At 48.4% G+C, this 364-nt stretch carries 1 protein-coding gene and 1 pseudogene; both read right to left on the reverse strand.

Annotated elements, in window-relative coordinates; genetic code table 11:
• Positions 1–244 (reverse strand): contractile injection system protein, VgrG/Pvc8 family (locus J1784_RS26770; RefSeq protein WP_420803934.1); only part of this gene is annotated, 244 nt, incomplete at its 3' end.
• Positions 245–364, reverse strand: a pseudogene (locus tag J1784_RS00165) (IS30 family transposase); the annotation flags it as partial.

The raw sequence follows: 364 nt of genomic DNA on the forward strand, positions 1-364 counted from the left end.
GCTGGTCCTGAAATTGCGCCGGCCAGTTCGGGGCGGTGAAGGTGTAATCCTGCAACGTCACCTGCGAAGGCCGGATTTGCGCGCTGCGGCGGAAATTATTGATGCAATACGTGTCGGCCTCGGAGGCGGCATTGGGGTTATAGGGTATCTTGCCCATGCTGGTCAGTGCCGTACAGTTATCGGCAAAAGCCAGTTTCTGATCGTTGGCTTTGAGATATTCTTCTTCAAAAAAGAAAATGTAGATTCAACTTGTCAACGCAACACCCTTTTCAAAAACCTGTTTTGGCGTCTTAAATTTCAATGTTTTCCTCGGCCTGTTGTTTAATTGCTCTGCGACATGGTCTAGGTCTTCTTGTGAATGTTG

Source organism: Rahnella ecdela (assembly GCF_019049625.1).
GTDB lineage: Bacteria > Pseudomonadota > Gammaproteobacteria > Enterobacterales > Enterobacteriaceae > Rahnella > Rahnella ecdela.